Below are 21,264 nucleotides of genomic sequence, written 5' to 3' on the forward strand. Positions count from 1 at the left end.
TCATGTCCTGCGCAGCGTCCGTCCCTGCGCAGCTGTCATCGGCCCCAGCCTGTCCTGGCCAATACCGTTAGTGATCCTACAATGGACTTAGTCCAAGTCAAGCTGCCATCTAAAGTCACACCTACTCGGGACTCGGCCGTCCCACTGTTAGGCTGGTGCTCATGAGTGACCTCCTGGAACGACTCCGTGGACGCGGCTGGCGCATGACGGCACAGCGGCGCGTCGTGGCCGAGGTTCTCGAAGGGGACCATGTGCATCTGACGGCGGACGAGGTCCACGCGAGGGCCGTCGACCGACTCCCGGAGATCTCCCGCGCCACCGTGTACAACACGCTGGGCGAGATGGTGTCCCTCGGGGAGGTCATCGAGGTCACCACCGACCGCCGGGCCAAGCGCTACGACCCCAACGCCCACCGTCCGCACCACCACCTGGTGTGCGGACGCTGCGGAGCGATCCGGGACGTGCACCCGTCCGGCAATCCGCTGGCCGATCTGCCGGCCGAGGAGCGTTTCGGCTTCACCGTCTCGGAGGTCGAAGTGACCTACCGGGGCATCTGCCCGAACTGTGCCGCCACGAGCTGAGACGCCCGAAACCGTCTCCAGGGGGCCGCTTCGCCCCCTGGGGCGCCGAGTCGGCGGCCCGGGTTCCGGGCAGGCCGGCATCTGCGTCCGGCAGGATCGCTGCCGGTACCGTCCGGCAGCCCCGCGCGTCCGTCTTTGCTCGGGCATACGACAGAGGCCCGGATCCTTGGAAGGATCCGGGCCTCTGTCTTCAGTAGCGGGGACAGGATTTGAACCTGCGACCTCTGGGTTATGAGCCCAGCGAGCTACCGAGCTGCTCCACCCCGCGTCGTTGTGAGTGCAACACTACGGCACCCCCACCGACCGGAGCAAATTCATTCGCCGGACGCCCGCGCGAACCTCTGGGACACCTACGCCCCAGGGGTGCCGGACGCGATGTCACGCGGTGAGCTCCTGGTGGAGCGCCTCCAGCAGGCGCGCCGCCCGCTCGGTCACCTCCGCCGGTCCCAGCTCGACCGCGCGTGCACACCAGTGCTGCCCTTCGGCGAGCTCCCCGCGACGGGCCGCGAGCAGCGCGAGGCGAAGGGCGGCCCGGCCGTGCCCGTCGTTGGCGGCGCGGCTCCACCACAGGGCCGCCTCACGCTCGCTGCCCTCCCGGGCGAGCAGCAGGCCGAGGTTGAAGGCCCCGTTACGGCTCCCCGATTCCGCGGCCTCGCGGTACCAGCGGGCCGCGCTCGCCATGTCGCCGCGTGCGGCGGCCAGCATCCCGGCCCTGACCTGGGCACGGCGGTGCCCCTGCTCGGCGGCGCGCTCGTACCACTCCTCGCATTCGGTCTTCTCCGGCATCGGCTCTCCCAGTGCGGGAGGTCCCGGGGCCGGCTGGCGCAGGTCGAGCAGGCCGGCCAGCCGGAAGGCCGCCTCCGCGCTCCCGCCACCCGCCGCGCAGCGCAGATGACGCTCGGCCTCCTGCTCCTCGCCGTCCCGCAGCAGCGCCATGCCGACCTGGAGCGCGGCGTCCGTGTGCCCGGCAGCCGCCGCCCGCTGGTACCAGCCGAGCGCCGTGCGGTCCTCGTCCCGGCCGGCGTGCAGGATGCCGAGGTTGAAGGCCGCGTCCACGCTGCCCGCCTCGGCCGCTTTGGAGAACCAGGGCTCGGCCCCGGTCGCGTCCCCCGCCTGCAGCAGCAGCACGGCCAGCGCGTTGGCCGCCTCCCGGTGGCCGGCGTAGGCGGCCCTGCGGTACCACTGCTCGGCCTGCGCCGTCCGGTCCTGGGCTGCGCAGAGCAGGCCGAGGTTGTACGCGCCGTTCACATCGCCCGCGTCCATGGCCGCGCGGTACCAGCGCTCGGCGGTCTGCTGCTCCCCCCTGGCCGCGTGCAGCGCACCCAGCGCGTTGGCGGCGTTGCCGTCGCCGTCCTGGGCAGCGCGCAGCCACCACACGGCCGCGCTCTCCTCGTCCCCGGCGTCGCGGAGGAGGAAGCCGAGGGCGCACGCCGCGCGCGGCTCCCCCTCCTTCGCGGCGGTGAGGTACCAGCGCCCGGCCTCCTTCAGCTCGCCCCGCTGTTCGAGGATGGCGCCGAGATGCAGCGCGGCACGCCGGTGTCCGCGCGCGGCGGCCTGGCGGTACCACTGCTCCGCCTCCCCCACGCGCCCGGCGTCGGGCCCCGCGACAGGGCTGTCGCGCTTCGCGGGCGTACCGGCTCCGAGCCCTCTCGGGCCGTCGGCCACGGCGCGGCCCATACCGAAGGCGTCGTGCGCGTCGCCGACGGCGTTGCGCTCGATCGCCCGCGCGAGGCGGTACGCGGCCTCCCGGTGGCCCTGTTCCGCGGCGGCCCGCAGCCAGCGCTCGGCGCCGACGTCGCCCCGGTGTTCCAGCAGGTCGGCCAGGGCGTACGCGCCCAGCGCGTGTCCCTGCTCGGCGGACTGGCGCAGCCAGTACTCGGCTCCCGGCTCGTCTCCTCGCTCGCGGAGGTGGCGGCCCAGGGCGTGCGCGGCGGCTGCGGATCCCGCGACGGCGGCGATCCGCCACCAGCCCGCCGCCTCGTCCGCGTATCCCCTCTGGTGCAGGAGCACGCCGAGGTTGTTGGCAGCGGCCCGGTCACCCTCGGCGGTGGCCGCACGCAGATGGGCCTCGGCCCCGTCCAGGTCCCCCCGGCGCAGCAGGAGGGCGCCCAGGACGCTCATCGAGGCGGTGTCCCCGGCCTCCGCGGCGCGCCGGTGCCGCGCTTCGGTCTCGTCGGCGTGATCCGTGGTGTCCGTGGTGTCCGTGCCCCCGGAGGAGCCGGTCGTCTCCGCGTCGTACGGCGCCGTGTCAGCGTCCTCCACGGCGGCGCGAGTGGCCTCGCGGGCGCGCTCGGCGGGGTCAGCGGCGTCGGCGACGGCAGCGGCGAATACCGCATCTTCCACATTTTCCGTCGTTCGAACGCGTCGCTGCACAAACCGCCCTGTCTCCAACAGAGTTGCCCTGTCCCCCATAAATACCATCGTCGCACCACCTGCAACCCGCGTACACCTGGTATACCGCGGCCAGTGAGGTCACTTCAGCGTTTTGTCGACATGCCCACAGAGAGACAAGTGAAACACGGTTGGGCTCAACTCGTGCCCCGCGAACCGCACTTCACTCCGACAACTTGAGAGAAATTGGCCCACGACATGACGAAGGCCCGGATCTCAAAGGATCCGGGCCTTCACCTTTCAGTAGCGGGGACAGGATTTGAACCTGCGACCTCTGGGTTATGAGCCCAGCGAGCTACCGAGCTGCTCCACCCCGCGTCGTTGTGTTCAAACCGTACCACGACGCGGGGTGGTGCTTTCTCAACTCCCCTGGTCGTCGCCCTCGGGCTTCGTGGCGCCCTCGGAGTCCGAGGCGCCGCCGCCCTTGGGCTGCGCCGCCGCAGCGCGTTCAAGGGCCTTCTGCAGGTCTGCTTGGGCCTTGCCGTAGGCCTCCCAGTCCTGCTCCTTGAGAGCCGTCTCGCCCGCCGTGTACGCCTTCTGGGCGTCCGCGATGGCCTTCTTCAGCGCCGCGTCCCCCGTGGCCGGAGGCTCCGTGGTGTCACCCGGCGGCTCTTCCGGCTCCGTGGTGTCGGAGCCCTCGACCCCGAAGACCGCGTTGAGCGCCTCGCCGAGACTGTTCTCGAAGACGATCTTCGACCCGTACGAGGCGGCGACCTTGCGCAGCAGCGGGTAGTTCTGCGTGCCACCGCGCGTGTAGACCGGTTCGATGTAGAGGAAGCCCCCGTCGAGCGGCACGGTGAGCAGGTTGCCGTACTCGATGTCCGAGTCGGTGCCCTTGAGGTTTCTCACGAACTCGGCGACGTCGTCGTTGCCGTTGAGCTCACTCTGTACCTGACCGGGGCCCTTCACCGTGGTGGTGACCCTCAGCAGTCTTATCGTGCCGTAGTCCTTGCTGGCCGCGTCCGCGTCCACCGCCATGAACGCCCCGAGGTTGGGCCGTCCTCTCGGTGTGAACGTCGTGGTCAGTGAGAACTTCTGCGTGTCCTGACCCGGCATCTTCATGCTCAGGTAGTACGGCGGGACGGCCCCGGGCTCCTTGTTGGTCGGGTCGTCCGGCACCTGCCAGGCGTCACTGCCGCTGTAGAACTGCGCGGGGTCCTCGACGTGGTAGCGCGTGAGGAGCTCCCGCTGGACCTTGAACAGGTCCTGCGGGTACCGCAGGTGGTCCCTCAGGTCCTGCGGGATGTCTCCCCGGGACTTCACGGTCCCCGGGAAGGCCTTCCGCCACGTCTTGAGCACCGGGTCCTCGGTGTCCCACTCGTAGAGCGTGACCTTGCCGGTGTAGGCGTCGACGGTGGCCTTCACCGAGTTCCGGATGTAGTTGACCTGGTTCTGCTGGGCGACGACGGCCCGCTGATTGGTGGTCAGCGAGTCGGCCGTGGTGTCACCGAGCGTCGTACGCGAGGCGTACGGGTAGCCGTTGGTCGTGGTGTACGCGTCGACGACCCACTGGATGCGCTTGCCGACGACCGCCGGATAGGCGTCGCCGTCGATGGTCAGCCAGGGGGCGACCGCCTCGACGCGCTCCTTGGGGGTCCGGTTGTACAGGATCCGCGATCCCTCGCCGATGGCTCCCGAGTACAGGATCTGCGGCTCGCTCATGGACACCGCGTAGGCGGCGCGGTTGAAGGCGTTGGAAAGACTGACCCCGCTGTCACCCTTGTAGCTGGTGGTCTTCTCGCCGTCCTCCTCGTAGTCGAGCTCCTTCTGGGGCCCGCCGACGATGGAGTACTGCTCGGTCTTCTCGCCGTAGTAGATCCGCTGCTCGTACTCCCCCAGCTCGCCGGTGGTCGGCAGACCCGACTCCGTGAAGTCCGGTGACCCCGCCGGGTTGGTGCCCGTCGTGGTGCCCCGGGCCGCGATGGCGCCGTAGCCGTGGGTGTACGTGAAGTGGTCGTTGATCCAGTTCCGCTTGGGGAGGCCGTCGAGGTTGAGCTCGCGCAGCCCGATGACGGTGTCCTGCTCCTTGCCGTCCTCGCCCTTGTAGCGGTCGACGTCCAGCGTCTTGGGGAACTGGTAGTAGTTCCTCCTCTGCTGGAGCTGCTGGAAGGCCGGGGAGACGACGTTCGGGTCCATCACCCGGTAGCTCGCGGCCTCGTTCGCGGAGGTGCGCAGCTTGGCCGCGTCCGTCGTCGTGCTCTTGCCGGAGTAGTCGTCCACCTGCGCGTCGTCGATGTCGTAGGCATCACGGGTCGCGTCGATGTTCTTCTGGATGAACGCCGCTTCCTTGGCCTGCTCGTTGGGCTGGACCTGGAACTTCTGCACGATCGCCGGGTAGAGGCCGCCGATCAGGATCGCCGAGAGCACCATCAGCCCGAAGCCGATCACCGGCAGCTGCCAGGTGCGCCGCCAGAGCGTCGCGAAGAACAGCACCGCGCAGATCACGGCGATGCAGAAGAGGATCGTCTTCGCCGGCAGGTAGGCGTTCGCGTCGACGTAGCGCAGGCCGGTCCAGTTGTCGGTGGCCTTGAAGTCACTGGACTTCACGGCCAGGCCGTACCGGTCGAGCCAGTAGGCCACGGCCTTCAGCGAGACGAAGATGCCGAGCAGCACCGAGAGGTGGCCGGTGGCCGCCCCCGTCGCCCGGGCCCCGGGGCTCGTGACCCGCAGCCCGCCGTACAGGTAGTGGGTCACCGCGGCGGCGATCAGCGACAGCACGACGGCGGCGAAGCCGAACCCGAGCAGGAAGCGGTACCACGGAAGGTCGAACGCGTAGAAGGAGACGTCCAGCTTGAACTGGGGGTCCTTCTGCCCGAACGGCACGCCGTTGACGTACATGAGCCACGTACGCCACTGGCCCGACGCCGAGGCGCCGGCGATCAGTCCGACGAGCGCGGTGATCGCGAGCAGCACCCACTTCTTGTACGGGGCGACGCTCATCCGGTAGCGGTCCAGGCTCTGCTGTTCCAGTGACATCGCGCTCAGCGGCGGCCTCAGCCGGTGCGCGAGCCAGATGTTCACGCCGATGGCCACGGCCATCAGCAGTCCGAAGACGAGGAACAGCCCGATCTTGGTCCACAGGGTGGTGGTGAAGACGGATGAATACGCGACCGACCTGTACCAGAGCCAGTCCGTCCAGAACCCGGCGAACATGACGAAGGCCATGGCGAGGACCGCCAGGACACCCAATGTCATGAGCAGGGTACGGACGCGCCGGGACGGGCGGCCGACTCTGATCCGTGGCCCGGTCGGGCCTCCGCCGCGGTCCGGCATCTGGAAAGCCAACGTGCGCACCTCGAAGTTCGCGGTCGTGTGAAGCAGGCCCAGCGATCGTAGAGCCCACCTATGCAACTTACTGAGGCTTTACCTAGTTCCCGTTCCCGGGGCGGAAGGAGGCAGGATGTTGCCCATGCCCAACGTTTCCTCCTCAGGCCCTCCGATGGCCGCCAGTCCTCTGACCGTCGCCGTCCTCGAGATCGACACCTACGCAGCCGGCCTCGGCTGGGACCAGCCGGCCCGGCTCTTCGCGCTGGTCGACACCGCCCGGCTGCGTGCCCACGAGCCGGGCCTCGCCGCGCAGCTCGGCCTCGACGACACCGCTTCCACGGGAGCGGCCCTCACCCCGGTCGAGCAGGAGGAGCTGCCCGCCGGCACCGCGCTGGACGAATTCCTCGCCACGATCGCCTGGCCCGACGCCGTGGTCGGCTGCGCGATGACCGTGGAGCGGATGATGCTCCCGCCGTCGGCCGAGGCATCCGTACCCGAAGGCCTCAGCGACGCCCAGCTGACCGAGTGGGTCGCCCGGCACCCGGACCGCCAGGAGGTGCGGATGACCGTGGCGGTGCTGCGTGACGGTGCCCAGGACTCCGCCGTGCGGCTGCGGGAGAAGGACTCCCCGACGGAGGTCCTGACAGGTGCGGGGCTGGTTCCGGGGCTGGCCGACGCGCTCGCGGCGACCTTCGAGTCCTGACCCTCCGGGGGGCCGGCCTCAGCTCGCCGAGCAGCTCGGCAGCGCGGCCGTGTCCCCCGCACGGATCTTCTCCAGGGACTTCTTCGCGTCGTCGAGCGTCTTCACCCTGACCAGGGTGAGACCGCTCGGGGTGTCGGACGCGGCGGCGGCACAGTTGTCGTCGGGCGTCAGGAAGTACCGGGCGCCCGCGTCGCGCGCGCCGACCAGTTTCATGTTGATCCCGCCGATGGGCCCGACCGTGCCCTCGTCGTCGATGGTCCCGGTCCCGGCGATGAACTTGCCGCCCGTCAGCTTGCCCGGCGTCAGCTTGTCGATGATGCCGAGCGAGAACATCAGCCCCGCGCTCGGGCCCCCGACGTCGGCGAGCTTGATGTCGATCTCGAACGGGAACGTGTGGTCGACTCCCGCCTGGATGCCGACGATCGCCCGGTCCCCCGAAGGGCTGGAGGGGTCCGCCGGCGCCTTCCGCGTGGTGAGGGTGACGTCGCGGGCGCCCTTGGGCTCCTTGCCCGCCTTCTCCGCGGCGGCGGCGGTCCTGGCGGGAACGACCGAGAAGACGACGTCCTCGCCGGGCTTGTGCTTCGTGACCAGCTTCGCGACGTCCTCGGGCTGTTCGACCGCCGTACCGTCCACGGCCTTGATCACGTCGCCCGCGTGCAGCACGCCCTCGGCGGCACTGTCCTTGACGACCGTGGAGACGACCACACGGGAGGTCACCGGAATCTTCAGCTCTTCCAGGGCGGCGACCTTGGCGCTCTCCTGGGACTGGCTGAACTCCTCGGCGTTCTCCTGGGTGGACTCCTCCTCCGTCTTGCCGTCCGGGTACAGGGTGTCGTGCGGCACGATCACGCTGTCGTGCGCCAGCCAGCCGTAGACCGCCTCGACGATGTTCATGTCGTAGTCCGCGCCGGTGACGCGGACCGTCGTCATGTTGAGGTTCCCGGACGTCGGATACGTCTTGTGGCCGCTGATGTGCAGGACGGGCTCGCCTCGCGCGTCGCCGAGGGTGTTGACCGTCGGGCCCGGAGACATCTCCGAATACGGCACGGGGATCAGCACGCCTGCGCAGAGCAGCGCGATCAGGATGAGGGTCGAGGCGAGCATCGTCGCGGTGCGGCGTGGCATGGAACGACAGTACGGGAAGGGCCTGTCAGTGCACCGTTCGGGCCGGTCCGTACGAAGCGGACGAGCCGGTGGTCCGCAGGGCCGGAGAAGCATCGCTCACGCGCGGAGTGGACACGCGTCCCGCGAGCCGATGCGGTGCCGGATCGGCAACCGCGTACGGTTGCCGGCGTCTCAGACGGCCTCGGAACCGGAGTGCGATTTCTCCATCGCCTCGCGGAACCTGGCGTAGCCGGCGAGTTCGGTGACGTCGCCGGTCGTTCGATTGCGGGCTGCCCACCCGCCCCATATCGCCGCGCCAAGAGCAGCTATGAGCGGAATCAAGAGCCAAGCGAGTGCTGCCATCACGACCTCCCTGCCCCATGAGCGACCGCAACTGACGATCAGAAGATTAACCACCTGCGGAACCAACGCTCATGGCAGGGGTGCGGTTACGCAAATCGGGGCTGATGCCCCCTGGGGCGGTTTGCGCTCAGCAGGCGCCGACCCACTCCTCCGTGCCGTCGGAGAAGCGCTGGTGCTTCCAGATCGGGACCTCGTGCTTGAGGTCGTCGATCAGCTTGCGGCACGCCTCGAAGGCCTCACCCCGATGGGCGCAGGAGACGGCGACGACCACCGCCAGATCGCCCACACCCAGTTCACCCACCCGGTGGACGGCGGCCAGCGCGCGCACCGGGAACTCGGCCACGACCTTCTCGGCCACCCTGCGGAGCTCGTCCCCCGCCGTCGGGTGGCAGGAGTACCCGAGGGCCCCGACGTCCTGTCCGCCGTCGTGGTTGCGCACCGTGCCGACGAAGAGCGCCGTGCCCCCTGCGGCGTCGTCCCCGACAGCACGGAAGACCTCGTCGAGGGAGAGCGGCGTGTCGCGAATGTCCAGGAGCCGGATGGGGTCCTGGGCTGCCTGCTCGCCGGGGTGATCGTGGGTGCGTGCCATGGGGCTATGGTGCCGTACGGCACCGACATCACGGAATAGCGTTTTCGACCGGCGGCGCGCCGGCCGGTTTGGAGCCTCCTACCAGGGCGACGGAGCGGGGACGACGGACGGGGACGGTCCCGTCAGAAGCGGCGGCGGGCCTTGCGGGCGCGTCTGACCAGCGCCGCCGTGCCGAGCAGTGCGACCGTGGCCCCTGCGGCGCCCGCGGCGGTGGCGTCCTTGCGGCCGAGCCGCCGTCCGGCGAGGGTGTGGCGCCCCTCAACCTCCGCAAGCAGGGCGGCGAGGACCTCCTCGTTGGTCCACCGCGGCCTCCACCCGGCGTCGTGCAGCCTGCTCACGCTGACCACCCAGGGGTGCATGGTGTACGCGAGGTCGCCCGCCGGGGACGGGGTGAGACCGATCCGGTGCAGCCGGGCCGCGGCACCCAGGGCGACCGCGGACGGCAGCTCCATACGGCGCACGCCGGAGAGCTCCTCCACCTCCTCCTGTTCCAGCCAGCCGTCGCAGCCGACCGCGAACTCGCCCTCGATCTTCTCGAGCGCGGCGTACTCCAGGGCGGTCACCAGGTCGTCCACGTGGCAGAACTGCCAGGCCGGCCGTGATCCGGCGACGACCAGGAGCCTCGGGGACTCGAAGTACCGGGTGAGTGCCGTGTCCGTGCCGCCGACGAGGACCGTGGGCCGCACCACCGTGACGTTGAGGCCGGGGTGGGCGCGGGGGGCGCGGCGGCCGAGCCTCTCGATCTCCAGCAGGTCACCGACCCCGGTGGCCTCGGCGGTGGCCCGGAGCTCGGCGTCCTCGGAGAGCGGGATGTCGTTGTCGGGCAGAGCGCCGTAGACCATCGCCGAGGTGCAGAGCACGACCCGGTGGACGCCCACAGCCGCGGCGGCCGTCAGCACGGTCTGGGTTCCGCGCACGTTGTACGCGGTACGGGCGGCGGGGTCGGTCTCCAGGTCGAGGTCGAGTGCCATGTGCACGACGACATCCGCGCCGCGGAGCTTCTCCGCGATGGCGGGGTCCCGCACGTCCAGGATGTGCCAGGTCGCCTCGGAGACGTCCCCCCGGCGCTCGTCGATGGCGATGACCTGCTTGATCTCGTCGGATGCGGCGAGATGGGCGGTGAGAAGTTCACCGACGCCCGTGGCGGCGCCGGTGACGGCGACGACGGGGCCGCGGCTTCGGGAGAGATTTTTCGTGGGCTTGCTTTCGGGCGAGGGGTCGGCCAGGTTTCGCGCTGCGCGAACCTGCGGATCTGGGGAACTCACCGGGCGTCTCCAGCGGTTGTCTTCAGTACGTACCCGAATGACGCGTGCGTACCAGGTGGCGTCCATCCTGCCGCAGGCCGGGAGCCGGCGGAGCACTGAGGCCCCAAGCGGTCTTTGGTGTCTACGCTGGATGGTGATGTCGGGCAGTCGCCGTCGGTTCGAGCCGGCGGCCCTACGAGCCGAGGAAACCCGTGAGTGACACCCCATTCGGATTCGGCCTTCCGCCGGAGGAGCCGGAAGACGGCGACGAAGGCAAGAAGAAGGACCCCACCGGTGGTGGGCAGGGCTCGGGCGGGCCGGCGAACCCGTTCGGCTTCGGGCCCGGCATGGGCGGGGACAACCCGTTCGCCGCGATGTTCGGCTCGATGAACCCGAACGACCTGGGTGCGGCCTTCCAGCAGCTCGGCCAGATGCTGAGCTACGAGGGCGGCCCGGTCAACTGGGACATGGCGAAGCAGATCGCCCGCCAGACGGTGTCGCAGGGCACCACGGACGGCAGCAAGGACGCGAGCGTCGGTCCGTCGGAGCGGTCCTCCGTCGACGAGGCGCTGCGTCTGGCCGACCTGTGGCTGGACGGCGTGACGTCGCTGCCCTCCGGTTCCGTCTCGTCGGTGGCGTGGAGCCGCGCCGAGTGGGTCGAGGCCTCGCTGCCCGCCTGGCAGCAGCTGGTTGACCCGGTGGCCGAGCGTGTCGGTCTGGCGATGGGCGATGTCCTGCCGGAGGAGATGCAGGCCATGGCGGGTCCGCTGATCGGCATGATGCGCTCGATGGGCGGTGCCATGTTCGGCCAGCAGATCGGGCAGGCCGTGGGCGTCCTCGCGGGCGAGGTCGTCGGCTCGACCGACATCGGGCTCCCCCTGGGCCCGGCCGGCAAGGCCGCGCTGCTCCCGCTGAACGTCGAGCGGTTCGGCAAGGACCTGAGCGTTCCGCAGGACGAGGTGCGGCTGTACCTGGCGCTGCGCGAAGCCGCCCACCAGCGGCTCTTCGCCCACGTCCCGTGGCTGCGCTCGCATCTCTTCGGCGCTGTCGAGGCCTATGCGCGCGGCATCAAGGTCGACACCAGCAAGCTGGAGGACGTCGTCGGCCAGTTCGACCCGTCGCAGCCAGAGCAGCTGCAGGACGCGCTTCAGCAGGGCATGTTCCAGCCGGAGGACACCCCGGAGCAGAAGGCCTCGCTGGCCCGCCTGGAGACCGCTCTGGCCCTCGTCGAGGGCTGGGTGGACGCGGTGGTGCACGAGGCCGCGAAGTCCCGGCTGACCTCGGCGGACGCCCTGCGCGAGACGATGCGACGGCGCCGGGCGACCGGCGGCCCCGCCGAGCAGACCTTCGCCACCCTGATCGGTCTCCAGCTGCGTCCGCGCCGGCTGCGGGACGCCTCCCGGCTGTGGGCCTCGCTCACGGACGCCCGGGGTGTCGACGGCCGTGACGGTCTCTGGGAGCACCCGGACATGCTGCCGACGGCCCGGGACCTGGACGACCCGGACGGCTTCGTCCATCACGAGCAGCTCGACTTCTCGGAGCTGGACAAGATGCTGGGCGAGGCGGCGAAGGGGACACAGAAGCCTGCCGCCGACGAGCGCGGCGAGGACGAGTCCGGGGACGGCATGGACGGCACGGACGGCGAAAGCAAGGACGACTCCGGCCGGTGAGCCTCCACGACGACGCGGTCTCCGTACTCAAGTCCTACGGCCGCTCCGGCGCCGACGCCCAGCAGTCGCAGCTGCGGCTGGCGTATCTGGACCATCTGGCGGGGCACCCCGACGCCATGTGGAAGGCATGCGGTGCCGGGCATCTGACGGCCAGCGCGCTGGTCGTCGATCCGGAGCGCGGGCGGGTCCTGCTGACCCTGCACAAGAAGCTGGGGATGTGGCTCCAGATGGGCGGGCACTGCGAGCCCGAGGACACCACCCTGGCCGGGGCCGCCCTGCGCGAGGCCACGGAGGAGTCGGGGATCTCCGGGCTCACGCTGCTGCCCGGCGGGCCGGTCCGGCTGGACCGGCATCCCATCCCCGCCCCCTGCCACTGGCACCTCGACGTGCAGTACGCGGCCGTGGCGTCGGCCGGGGCCGTGGAGCGGATCAGCGACGAGTCCCTCGACCTGCGCTGGTTCCCCTACGACCAGGTGGCGGACACGGCGGACGCCTCGGTGGTGCGGCTCCTGGAGAGCACCCGCGAGCGGCTGGAGCAGGGCGCCTAGACCCACGCGAGGGGCGGGCTCCGCGGTGATTTCGCTGAGCCCGCCCCTCGCTGGTGTGCCTGTCCCGCCTCGGCGGGGAGGACTCAGTTCCAGGCGTTGTTCTGGTTCTGGCTGCGGGCGCCGTGCTGGCCCACACCGAACTGCGCGGCAGCTCCCTGGCCGACCTGGGCGTTCTGCGGAGGCAGTACCTCACTCGGCTGGACGAGGGCGAACCCCTGCCCCAGGAAGCTCAGCTCCCAGCCTTCCCCGGTGTTCCCACGGCGGCGCATGACCCCCGACGAGTGGGTCTGGGCCTGCATCTGCACCCTGAGCCCGCTCGACCAGGCGACGATCGCGTCGGCGTCGGCGTTGACGTACTTGTCCGGCGTGACCTGCATCATCAGCGGCTGGCCGGAGGTCATGAGCGCGACCTTGCCGTTCCCGGAGATGTTGAGCTGGTACTTGCCGGTGCCGGAGATCCCGTACTGGCTGTCCACCGCGATGACCTCGGTGTGCAGCGAGGAGTCCAGGGCCAGGACGTAGGCGCTGTCCACCGTCATGCCCTCGTGGTCGACGTCGACCAGGTGGATGTACTGGGCGAGGTTGGCCAGATAGACCGTGCCCTGGCCCGAGCAGCGCATGAGGTCGAGGCCCTCGCCCGTGTTCCTGCGGGCACGGCGCTGGCTCTGCGACTGGTACTCCCCGTCGAACTCCATGAGCCCCTGGTAGGCGACCATGGCACCCTTGCGGGCGAGGACGTCGTCGTGCCCGGTGAGGGAGACCCGCAGGAGCTGCGGGTTCTGGACGGTGTAGCGGTCCTGCGACTGCTGTTCGGTGTGGCTGAAAAGCGGACTCTGCATGATGTGTTCTCCCCCGCTCAGTGCCGGATCCGCAGGCGGTCCGTACTGTCCTCGCTCGGCTGGACGACGACGATGCCCTGGCCCGAGAAGGCCATCTGGTAGGCCTCTCCGCTGCCCCGCCCGATGAGCGAGCTCGCCTTGAAACTCCGCTTGCCCTTCACCTTGAGGTTCGGGGACCAGGCGACGAGGGCGTCGGGGTCGACGTACGTCTCGTCCTCGCCCCGGCCGCAGTCCACGACGATCGGTGTGCCGCGCGAGGTGATGGCGACCCATCCCGTGCCCTGGACACCGACGTTCCACAGGCCCTGGCCGGCGAACTTGGCCAGCCCCTTGACCCTTTCCACACCCCAGGTGAGGTGGCCGTCGAAGGCGAGGAGGTTGGTGCCGTTGACCGAAAGGGCGTCGTTGTCGAGGTTGATGACGACCACGTCGGCGCCGTAGTCGGCGAGGTAGAGCAGTCCGTCACCCGCGCACTTCATCAGGGGCGCGCCCTCTCCGGAGATCCACTGGGAGGCGATCTGGCGGACGGCGGGCGGGTTGGGCTCGTACTGGATGAAGCCCTCGTAGGCGACCATCGAGCCGGTGCGTGCGTAGAGGTCCTGGCCGGTGGCCATGGCGACCTTCAGCATCGAGCGGCCGTGGTTCTCCATACGGGCCGTGACGGGGGTCGGGGCGAAGCCCGCGAGTTGCTGATTCATGACGGGCTCCCTCAGACCTCGTACGGCTGGACGACGATGAAGTTCCCGGGCGCTCCCCGGAACTGGAGGTTCACGGTCTCCCCGCTGTGCCCCGGATACGCGTTACGGCGCAGCCGGACCTGGCTGGAGAGGATCACCTGGGACGCGGAGGACCAGGCCACGACGGCGTTGCAGTCCGCGAAGGTGGTCGGCGTGACCGGCAGGACCACCGGGACACCGTGTGTCTTGATGACGACGGTGCCGGTGCCCTGGAACTGCATGGTGAACAGGGCCCCGCCGGGGATCCCGTGCCCTTCGATCCTGCGGACCTCGTACTGCAGGGATTCGTCGAAGGCGAGGACGCTCTCCGCCGAGACGCAGATCCCGTCGCCCTGCAGCTCGATGGGGTGCAGATGCGAGCCCTCCTCGGCGAGGAAGACCTGCCCGCGGCCGGTGCAGCGCATCAGCTGCATCTCCTGCCCCGTCGCGTTGCCGACCATGCGGCCCGCGAAACCGGCCCCCTTGTACCCGAAGTCGACCTTGCCCTGGTACATGACCATGCTGCCCTGGCGGGCCAGCACCGGGGTGCCGCCCATCGTCAGGTCGACACGCATGAGCTGCTGGTTCTGCGAGGTCCAGCGCTGCCCGGTGGGCGCCTCCTTGTAGGGCTGCAGGGCCGCCTGCAGGCCGGCGCCGCCCGGCGGAACACCCTGGGGCACCCCCTGCTGCATGCCAGGAGGCTGCTGCCCGAACGGTACGGCAGGCTGCTGCCCGAACTGCGGAGGCGCCGGTGGCTGGTGGCCGAACTGCGGCGCCTGCGGCTGCTGGCCGTACGGCGGGGCCTGCGGCGGAGCGGCCTGGCCCGGGACCTGCCCGAACTGCGGCTGCTGCGGCGGCTGTCCGTACGGAGCGGGCGCAGGAGGCGCGACCGGAGCGGCGATGGTGGGGGCGGCATGGATGGGCTGCGGCGCGGGGGCCGGGGCCGCCGGAGCTCCGAACGCCGGGGCGGGCTGAGGTGCCTGAGGGGCGGCAGGCGCTCCGAACGCGGGGGGTGCCGTGGCCTGGCCGGGCGGGGCGAACCCCGGGGCGGCGCCCTGCGGCTCGGGGGCGGGAGCCTCTTCGGCGACCTCGCCTCCGAAGTTCTTGAGCAGCGCGTCGAGGCCGCCGTCGAATCCCTGACCGACCGCGGCGAACCGCCAGACGTCCTTCAGGTAGAAGTCTCCGAGCATGACCGCGCGCTCGGTCGTGAACTCCGAACCGGTGAAGGCGTACCTCACCACTTCTTCCCCGCCGGCGACGATACGGATGTAGCCGGGGCCGGCCTGCGACATCTGCCCGGCACCGTCGATGGTGGCGGTGAAGGACAGTTTGTGGATGTTCGCGGGAATACGGTCGAGGGTGACGCGGAAGGACTCGGTGTCACCGGCCTGGGCACCGAGAAGCTGAATGGACTCCTCGGGCGACGTGGGCTGGTTGAAGAAGATGAAATACCGGTCGTCCGAGAGCTGCTCATTGGCATCGAGACCGAAGCAGCTGATGTCGAACGTCAGGCCTGGGCCCGCGATCTGCACGCCTACGTACAGATCCGTCCCTGACGTGAGATCACTGATCTTGGCCTTGTGGCCGCGCTGAAATTCCCTGGCCATGCGTAACGACCGTCCCCCATCCCGAAGGTGAATGCGTCGCGTCAGGCTAACCGCAAACCGCGACATTGAGCCAAGCCGGTACAGACCCGGTACAGAATCGGCGAGGTCACTCTTCGCGTGCGGCGGGCAGATGGGGGAGCCGGTCGGCCGCGACGACTCCCTCGAGATAGCCACGGGCCCGCTCGGTGCGCGAGTACGCCTCCAGCAGCCGCCAGAACCGTGGCCCGTGACCGGGGACCAGCAGGTGGGCCAGCTCGTGGAGGAGTACGTAGTCGACCACGTACTCCGGCATGCCCTGCAGCCGGTGCGAGAGACGGATGCTGCCCTCGGCCGGGGTGCACGAGCCCCAGCGGGTGTTCTGATTGGTCACCCAGCGCACCGAGGCGGGGCGCGCCCGGCCCTCCAGATACTGGCCGGAGAGCCGCTCCGCCCGCTCGGCGAGTTCGCTGTCCCCGATGACGCGCTTGCTCTCCTGGGCGGCGAGCTTGTCGAGCATCACCCCGACCCAGCGCTGCTCCTCGGCCTCCGACATCCGGGCGGGGATGAGCACGATGGTGCGGTCACCTTCCCGGTACGCGGAGACCGTTCTTCGCCGCCGGGAACTCCTGCGGACCTCGACCGCGCTCGGCAGCGATGCGCGGGGCTGCTGGATGGCGGCGGGGCGCGGCTGGCGTTCGGCGCTGCGCGCGGGGGTCTCCCCGGCGAGACCGGGAGAGAGGTCGGCGGGCACGGCACGACGTTACCCGCTGCCGATGGGGGAAGTCCCGCCTCCGCCCCTGTTCGATGGTGATCCACTTCGCGGGTCGCGCCATTTGAACTACTAATGCCCCAGCCTGTGGATAACTTTCCGCCCGTTTCGCCGCCACGTTGCATTCTGGCAACAGCTCACGACATCGACCTGGAGAAGTCATGCACCCGATGCTGAAGCCCGCGCTGCGCCGGGCCTGGCGTGGACGGAACACCGTGCAATTCGGTGTGACGCCCGCCCACGCGGTAACGCTCGGCCCGATGGATATCGCGACCGGCAGCTTTCTGGAACTGCTCGACGGAACACGTGGACTGCCTCTGCTGCGTGAAGAGGCCAGAGCTCTGGATCTGTCGGACCGTCACGTGGACATTCTCGTATCGCGTCTTACGGAGGCGGGTCTGCTGGACGATCCGGACGCGGGCGGCCCGGAGGCCGACGCCTTACGCCGACGGGCCGAGACCCTCGATCGTCAGCGCCCTGACGCGGCGGCCCTCTCCGTGGTCCATCCGGCGCCCGGTGGCGGGCTGCGCGCACTCGCGGCACGGCGCGCGATGCGGGTCCAGGTACGCGGCGCGGGCAGGGTGGGTGCGGCGATCGCCGCCCTGCTGTCCGGCTCGGGGGTGGGTCACGTCGAAGTGCTCGACGGGGGCCGGACCGAGCCGTGGGACGTCTCGCCAGGCGGACTCCCGGCCGCATCGGTCGGAGAGCGCAGGGACACGGCCGCCCGGCAGCTGGTCCGCAGGTCCGCGGTCGGCGGACCCGCGCGGGCGGGAGCACCGGACGCGGCGCGTGCGTGCGGCGACCCGGCGCTCGCCCTGGTCGTCGTGGCCCCCAGGGACGGCCTCGCGGTCTACGCCCCGGACCCCGGTACGGCGGCGCCGTGGATCACCTCGGGCACGCCCCACCTCTACGCGGGGGTGATCGAGGCCACAGGGGTGGTCGGGCCGCTGGTGCTGCCCGGAGGAACGGGCTGCGCGGGATGCCTGGCGCTGCGCCGGGCGGAGCGGGACCCGCAGTGGCCGCGGATGATGGCTCAGTGGAAGTCGGGGCGGCGCCACGGCGTACAGGCCTGCGACCTGGGGCTGGCGACCGCGGTGGCCGGGCTCGCGGCCGCCCATGCGCTGTCCTTTCTCGACGGTGAGCTGCCGGCCAGCACCGGGGCACGGTGGGAGGCCGCCATGCCGCTGCTGGACTGGCGGTCGGATCAGCTGGAGCCCCACCTCGACTGCGCCTGTGGTGCGGCCGGGCACACTGAGGGGGAGCTCACCTCCGCGACCGGCGCGGCGCAGGACACAATGGCGGGGTGACCGTCGCCGACGGAGCGGAGCCGGTACTCACGCGGCACGGCAGTCTGGGAACTGGAGGGGCACATGTCTGATCTACCCCGGAAGGCGGTCACTCGTACCGCGAAGCTGGCTGCTCTGCCGCTCGGCTTCGCCGGACGTGCCACATGGGGCCTGGGCAAGCGGATCGGCGGGAAGTCCGCCGAGATCGTGGCCCGAGAGGTCCAGCAGCGGACGGCCGATCAGCTCTTCAAGGTGCTCGGTGAGTTGAAGGGGGGCGCGATGAAGCTGGGCCAGGCGCTGTCCGTCTTCGAGTCCGCGCTTCCCGAGGACGTGGCGGGCCCTTATCGCGCGGCGCTGACCAAGCTGCAGGAGGCAGCACCGCCGATGCCGACCCGCACGGTCCACGAAGTGCTCGCCGAACGGCTGGGCGAGGACTGGCGCGAGCTGTTCACCGAGTTCGAGGACCGTCCCTCGGCGGCTGCCTCGATCGGGCAGGTCCATAGGGCGGTGTGGCACGACGGGCGCGATGTGGCGGTGAAGGTGCAGTATCCGGGCGCCGGTGAGGCGCTGCTCTCGGATCTCACCCAGCTCAGCCGCTTCGCGCGGCTGCTCGGCCCGCTGGTCCCGGGGATGGACATCAAGCCGCTCATCACGGAGATGCGGAACCGGGTCTCCGAGGAGCTGGACTACGCACTGGAGGCACAGGCCCAGCAGGAACATGCCACGGAGTTCGCGAACGATCCCGATGTGGTCATCCCCGGAGTGGTGCACCAGAGCGATCAGGTGCTGGTGACCGAGTGGATGGAGGGCATACCTCTGTCGGAGATCATCGCCGACGGCACGCCGGAGCAACGGGACAGGGCGGGTCAGCTGCTGGCGCGCTTCCTGTTCTCGGGACCCGCGCGCACCGGTCTGCTGCACGCGGACCCGCATCCCGGGAACTTCCGGCTGCTTCCCCCGGCCGACGCGGTCGACTCGGATGGGAGTGGCTCGGACGCGGACCGCCCGGAGACGGACAGCCCGGAGGAGGGTGAGCTCGGCGGAGACCCTGGGCAGTGGCGCCTGGGGGTGCTGGACTTCGGCACGGTGGACCGGCTGCCCGGCGGCTTGCCGCAGACCATCGGCGACGCGCTCCGGATGGCTCTGGAAGGTGACGCCGAGGGCGTCCACGCGATGCTCCGCGAGGACGGCTTCATCAAGGAGTCGATCCAGCTCGAAGCAGACGCCGTGCTCGCCTACCTGCTCCCCATCATCGAGCCCGCACAGGTGGAGGAGTTCACCTTCACCCGCTCCTGGCTGCGCAGCCAAGCTGCCCGGATCGCCGATCCGCGCTCCCCCGCGCACCAGTTGGGCAAGCAGTTGAACCTCCCCCCGTCCTACCTGCTGATCCATCGCGTCACGCTCAGCACGATCGGCGTGCTCTGCCAGTTGGGCGCGACGGTCCGGCTCCGGGACGAACTGGAGTCCTGGCTCCCCGGGTTCCTGGAGTACGCACCCGATGCGGAGGACGCCGAGGCCGGGGACAGCGCCGAAGAGTGGGGCGAGGAGAGCGCGGCGGCGGGGACGTAGGCGAGCACGGCAGCCGAGGCGGAGTCAGACGGCACGGCGGCAGTGACCCGGCGGCGCCGACAGGCGAGGCGGAGCCAAGCGTGAACCGCCAGGCCGGTCCGGCGACGCGCCGCGAACGGCAGACACCAACGCGACGGCCGAGGCAGGCGCGGCGGAGCCCTGTGCGAACCGCCAGGTCCGGGCCGACAACGGGGCAGCTGAGACGAACGCCGCGACCGAGCTGCCCCGGCTGCCGCTGCGGGCGGGCGTCGCTGCGGGCAGGCGTCGCGGCGGCCGACGCAAACGAGGCGGAGCCAAGCGTGAACCGCCAGGTTCGGGTCGGCAATGCGGCCGGCGCTGCGGCGCGAAGGGCAGATACCAACGCGCCCGCCGAGGCAGAGCTGCGGGGAGGCACGGCGGGCAGGGGTGCGGGGCAGGCGCGCGGGCGGTCGTGCCCGGGTGTCACCACCAGTCGGCGTCGAGCCGGCTCTCGATCGACCTGATGTGGGCGCGGGCGCACGCGTCGCAGAAGTACTGGCGCGTGCCGTTCTCCACGGAGCAGAGCCAGGTCGGAGGCGGCCCCTCGCCCTCGGCGGTGGTGCCGCAGCGGGCACACCGCATACGGCCGGAGCCAGGATCCCCGGGCTGATCGGTCTCCTCGTCCACCTCGCGACGATAACGCCGCGGCCAGGGTGCGGCATGGTGAAACGCACCGCGGGGGCCGGCCTGTTCGGGCCGGCCCCCGCGGAAGGGGAGGTGGCTGCCCTGGGCGGAGCGGTTGCCCGGCAGCCGTGTCGCGTCGTACTACGGTGCGGCTGTCAGTGCATGACAGCCATGGCGAGCGCCCGGCGGGCGCGCATCGAGGCGCGCTCCGCACGGCGCTGCATCCGCCGAGCGGCGACCAGGCGCACGGCCTGGCGTCCCTGCTCGGCTTCCCTCAGGCGCTCGTGCATATGCGCACGTGCCAGGGCTTCTGGGATGAGTTGCATCTCGCGGGTCCTGTTCTGACGCGAGTCGTTCGCGCCGATGATGGTGACGTCCGGGGTGGCGGAGCCGACGGGCTCCCTCGTGGGGGTGGTCATTGGTGCCTGATTTCGGGGGTCATGGGTGTGGGGACGGTCGATGGTTCCGATGCGCTTCGTGCGTGTGGGGGACATGACCCCCAGGCCGGCGGTCACGCCGCGACCGGGTTCTTGCGCGGGCGGCCACGCGGACGCTTGCGGGCGACGACGACGCCCTGGACGAAGAGCTCGCCACCCCAGACGCCCCACGGCTCGCGACGCTCTTTGGCTCCGGCGAGGCAGGCCTCGACGAGCGGGCAGGTCCGGCAGAGGGACTTGGCGTACTCGACGTCGGCCGGCGACTCGGCGAAGAAGACCTCCGGGTCGTAGGAGCGGCAGGGGACGGGTACGCCGAGGTTCTCGATGGCGTCGTCGAGCGCGGTGAGCGCGGTGAGGGGGATCAAGGTGGAGTCCTCCGTGAGGCCGGGCGGGGAGATCGTGTCGGAAGGCGGTACGGACGGGGCGTGCGTCTCGAGTTGCACGGTGGCGTTGTCCTCGTCTGGTCGTGCCGGCCTGTTGGCCGGTTGGCGGCTGGTACCAGGTCCTGCTGTCCCGAGGCTCCTTCGTCTCGTCTCATCCGTTCGGACAAAACAAAAGGGCCGCGGATCCCGAGTGGGGTTCCGCGGCCCTGAAGGCGCCGGCCTGATGCGTATCAGGCTGGATCACTCCAGGGTTCAGGCCCACGGAAGGCCCACATCGTGTGGTGGTGCTGCGTCGTCTGCTTCTTGGCTCCGGCACCGGCTGCCGCAAAGGCATAGGCCGCGGCCTGTCCCTTCGCTACTGCTGCTTCCGGTGCCTCGGTCGGTCGCTCATTGCGCTCCCGCACGGGCAGGATCGCCAGGGACAGCGGGCGAGCGGCGGCGACGCCGGACGCACTGGTGCCACGGAGCGAGAGCGCGGAAGAACGGGTGAGGCCGAGCGAGCAGGTGGAGACGACCGACGGATCGGTCATTTTGATGGTGTTGATGATGCTGATCACGACAATCGCCTCCTCTCGGC

The 21,264-nt window shown here is 70.5% G+C and carries 20 protein-coding genes and 2 tRNA genes; 6 read left to right on the forward strand and 16 right to left on the reverse strand.

Annotation, left to right across the window (positions count from 1 at the left end; genetic code table 11):
• Window positions 1-161: 161 nt before the first annotated feature.
• Window positions 162-581 (forward strand): Fur family transcriptional regulator, encoded by a 420-nt coding sequence (locus ACFY8O_RS02535; RefSeq protein ID WP_145803359.1) that lies wholly within the window; start codon window positions 162-164, stop codon window positions 579-581.
• Between the two features lie 194 nt (window positions 582-775).
• Here ACFY8O_RS02535 and ACFY8O_RS02540 read toward each other — a convergent pair.
• The 4 genes from ACFY8O_RS02540 to ACFY8O_RS02555 form a co-directional block, all read right to left on the reverse strand.
• Window positions 776-849, reverse strand: a tRNA-Met gene (locus ACFY8O_RS02540).
• A 110-nt stretch (window positions 850-959) separates the two neighbouring features.
• Window positions 960-3,002: a sel1 repeat family protein gene (locus tag ACFY8O_RS02545; protein ID WP_387898089.1), complete on the reverse strand. Its 2,043-nt coding sequence runs from the start codon at window positions 3,000-3,002 to the stop codon at window positions 960-962.
• Between the two features lie 214 nt (window positions 3,003-3,216).
• A tRNA-Met gene (locus ACFY8O_RS02550) sits at window positions 3,217-3,290 on the reverse strand.
• Window positions 3,291-3,332: 42 nt separating this feature from the next.
• Window positions 3,333-6,245: a UPF0182 family membrane protein gene (locus ACFY8O_RS02555; RefSeq protein WP_387899529.1), complete on the reverse strand. Its 2,913-nt coding sequence runs from the start codon at window positions 6,243-6,245 to the stop codon at window positions 3,333-3,335.
• A 127-nt stretch (window positions 6,246-6,372) separates the two neighbouring features.
• Here ACFY8O_RS02555 and ACFY8O_RS02560 point away from each other — a divergent pair, with 127 nt between their 5' ends.
• Window positions 6,373-6,942, forward strand: coding sequence for a PPA1309 family protein (locus tag ACFY8O_RS02560; RefSeq protein WP_387898092.1), 570 nt, complete (start codon window positions 6,373-6,375; stop codon window positions 6,940-6,942).
• Window positions 6,943-6,960: 18 nt separating this feature from the next.
• Here ACFY8O_RS02560 and ACFY8O_RS02565 read toward each other — a convergent pair whose 3' ends face one another.
• From ACFY8O_RS02565 to ACFY8O_RS02580, 4 genes are all read right to left on the reverse strand, one after another.
• On the reverse strand, window positions 6,961-8,067 hold the full coding sequence (locus tag ACFY8O_RS02565; RefSeq protein ID WP_145803363.1) for a YlbL family protein: 1,107 nt from the start codon (window positions 8,065-8,067) through the stop codon (window positions 6,961-6,963).
• 171 nt (window positions 8,068-8,238) lie between these two features.
• Window positions 8,239-8,409 carry a hypothetical protein gene (locus tag ACFY8O_RS02570; RefSeq protein WP_014048224.1) on the reverse strand — a complete coding sequence of 57 codons (171 nt, stop codon included), beginning with the start codon at window positions 8,407-8,409 and terminating at the stop codon, window positions 8,239-8,241.
• Between the two features lie 127 nt (window positions 8,410-8,536).
• On the reverse strand, window positions 8,537-8,998 hold the full coding sequence (locus ACFY8O_RS02575) for a molybdenum cofactor biosynthesis protein MoaE (RefSeq protein ID WP_145803365.1): 462 nt from the start codon (window positions 8,996-8,998) through the stop codon (window positions 8,537-8,539).
• 122 nt (window positions 8,999-9,120) lie between these two features.
• Window positions 9,121-10,263, reverse strand: a complete 1,143-nt coding sequence (locus ACFY8O_RS02580) for an SDR family oxidoreductase (RefSeq protein ID WP_145803367.1) — start codon at window positions 10,261-10,263, stop codon at window positions 9,121-9,123.
• 191 nt (window positions 10,264-10,454) lie between these two features.
• On the opposite strand from ACFY8O_RS02580, the gene ACFY8O_RS02585 reads away from it, so the two are divergent.
• Both ACFY8O_RS02585 and ACFY8O_RS02590 read left to right on the forward strand, forming a co-directional pair.
• Window positions 10,455-11,912 carry a zinc-dependent metalloprotease gene (locus tag ACFY8O_RS02585; RefSeq protein ID WP_387898096.1) on the forward strand — a complete coding sequence of 486 codons (1,458 nt, stop codon included), beginning with the start codon at window positions 10,455-10,457 and terminating at the stop codon, window positions 11,910-11,912.
• Window positions 11,909-12,460 (forward strand): NUDIX hydrolase, encoded by a 552-nt coding sequence (locus ACFY8O_RS02590; RefSeq protein ID WP_387898099.1) that lies wholly within the window; start codon window positions 11,909-11,911, stop codon window positions 12,458-12,460. The genes ACFY8O_RS02585 and ACFY8O_RS02590 overlap by 4 nt, the downstream gene beginning before the upstream one ends.
• An 83-nt stretch (window positions 12,461-12,543) precedes the next feature.
• On the opposite strand, the gene ACFY8O_RS02595 is transcribed toward ACFY8O_RS02590, so the two are convergent.
• From ACFY8O_RS02595 to ACFY8O_RS02610, 4 genes are all read right to left on the reverse strand, one after another.
• Window positions 12,544-13,299, reverse strand: a complete 756-nt coding sequence (locus ACFY8O_RS02595) for an AIM24 family protein (RefSeq protein ID WP_145803373.1) — start codon at window positions 13,297-13,299, stop codon at window positions 12,544-12,546.
• Between the two features lie 17 nt (window positions 13,300-13,316).
• Entirely contained in the window at window positions 13,317-13,997 is a 681-nt protein-coding gene (locus ACFY8O_RS02600; protein ID WP_145803375.1) for an AIM24 family protein, read from the reverse strand.
• Between the two features lie 11 nt (window positions 13,998-14,008).
• A complete protein-coding gene (locus ACFY8O_RS02605; protein WP_387898103.1) occupies window positions 14,009-15,622 on the reverse strand; it encodes a TerD family protein in 1,614 nt (537 codons plus the stop codon).
• A gap of 106 nt (window positions 15,623-15,728) precedes the next feature.
• Window positions 15,729-16,352, reverse strand: a complete 624-nt coding sequence (locus tag ACFY8O_RS02610) for a M48 metallopeptidase family protein (RefSeq protein ID WP_387898106.1) — start codon at window positions 16,350-16,352, stop codon at window positions 15,729-15,731.
• 179 nt (window positions 16,353-16,531) lie between these two features.
• Here ACFY8O_RS02610 and ACFY8O_RS02615 point away from each other — a divergent pair, with 179 nt between their 5' ends.
• Window positions 16,532-17,677, forward strand: coding sequence for a ThiF family adenylyltransferase (locus ACFY8O_RS02615; RefSeq protein ID WP_387898109.1), 1,146 nt, complete (start codon window positions 16,532-16,534; stop codon window positions 17,675-17,677).
• 63 nt (window positions 17,678-17,740) lie between these two features.
• Entirely contained in the window at window positions 17,741-19,225 is a 1,485-nt protein-coding gene (locus tag ACFY8O_RS02620) for an ABC1 kinase family protein (protein ID WP_387898112.1), read from the forward strand.
• Between the two features lie 441 nt (window positions 19,226-19,666).
• Here the strand turns inward: ACFY8O_RS02620 and ACFY8O_RS02625 are convergent, their stop codons facing one another.
• From ACFY8O_RS02625 to ACFY8O_RS02640, 4 genes are all read right to left on the reverse strand, one after another.
• Complete coding sequence (locus ACFY8O_RS02625) at window positions 19,667-19,870, reverse strand: hypothetical protein (RefSeq protein ID WP_387898115.1); 204 nt, start codon at window positions 19,868-19,870, stop codon at window positions 19,667-19,669.
• 152 nt (window positions 19,871-20,022) lie between these two features.
• On the reverse strand, window positions 20,023-20,382 hold the full coding sequence (locus ACFY8O_RS02630; RefSeq protein ID WP_145803387.1) for a hypothetical protein: 360 nt from the start codon (window positions 20,380-20,382) through the stop codon (window positions 20,023-20,025).
• The gene (locus tag ACFY8O_RS02635) at window positions 20,379-20,747 is read right to left on the reverse strand and encodes a WhiB family transcriptional regulator (RefSeq protein WP_033298139.1); all 369 of its coding nucleotides are present in this window, start codon (window positions 20,745-20,747) and stop codon (window positions 20,379-20,381) included. Before ACFY8O_RS02635 ends, ACFY8O_RS02630 begins: the two co-directional genes overlap by 4 nt.
• 170 nt (window positions 20,748-20,917) lie before the next feature.
• Window positions 20,918-21,244 carry a hypothetical protein gene (locus ACFY8O_RS02640; protein ID WP_145803389.1) on the reverse strand — a complete coding sequence of 109 codons (327 nt, stop codon included), beginning with the start codon at window positions 21,242-21,244 and terminating at the stop codon, window positions 20,918-20,920.
• Window positions 21,245-21,264: the final 20 nt, after the last annotated feature.

It is taken from the genome of Streptomyces argenteolus (genome assembly GCF_042902585.1).
GTDB classification, from domain to species: domain Bacteria; phylum Actinomycetota; class Actinomycetes; order Streptomycetales; family Streptomycetaceae; genus Streptomyces; species Streptomyces argenteolus.